This is a genomic window from Pseudoalteromonas sp. SR44-5 (genome assembly GCF_014163675.1).
GTDB classification, from domain to species: Bacteria; Pseudomonadota; Gammaproteobacteria; order Enterobacterales; family Alteromonadaceae; genus Pseudoalteromonas; species Pseudoalteromonas rhizosphaerae.
Genome location: NZ_JACJDT010000063.1, coordinates 2,416 through 3,119, shown reverse-complemented (window position 1 = coordinate 3,119; position 704 = coordinate 2,416). Strand labels below are relative to the sequence as shown.

1 protein-coding gene is annotated in these 704 nt (G+C 53.7%); it reads left to right on the top strand.

All coding sequences use genetic code 11. From position 1 onward, the window contains the following. On the top strand, nucleotides 1-704 hold a 704-nt coding region (locus tag H5154_RS23845), incomplete at both ends, for an Ig-like domain-containing protein (protein WP_259398575.1).

Here is a 704-nt window from a genome sequence, read left to right as displayed (position 1 = left end):
ATGGCACGCTCACCGTCAGCGCCACACAATCTGATGCGGCGGGTAACACCTCCAGTGCAACCAGCACCTCAGTGATTTTAGATAACGCAGCACCGAATGCCTTGACGATTGCCACCCCGATTGAGGTTGATGGCCGGATCAATGCTGTAGAAGATGGCAGTGTATTGATCACCGGCTCTGGCGCAGAAGCCAATGCCAGTGTCAGTGTGACTATCAGCGATGGTTCGAATAACCAATCGCGGACCGTGACGGCTGATGGCGCAGGTACATGGACTATCAGTGGTAGTGAGTTTGATGTCAGCAGCTTTAATAATGGCACGCTCACCGTCAGCGCCACACAATCTGATGCGGCGGGTAACACCTCCAGCGCAGTCAGCACCGCGGTGGTTTTAGATAATACAGCACCGAATGCCTTAACGATTGCCACCCCAATTGAGGTTGATGGCCGGATCAATGCTGTAGAAGATGGCAGTGTATTGATCACCGGCTCTGGCGCAGAAGCCAATGCCAGTGTCAGTGTGACTATCAGCGATGGCGCGAATAACTTATCACGTACCGTAACGGCTGATGGCTCTGGGGCATGGACTATCAGTGGTAGTGAGTTTGATGTCAGCAGCTTTAATAATGGCACGCTCACCGTCAGCGCCACACAATCTGATGCGGCGGGTAACACCTCCAGCGCAGTCAGCACCGCGGTGGTTTTA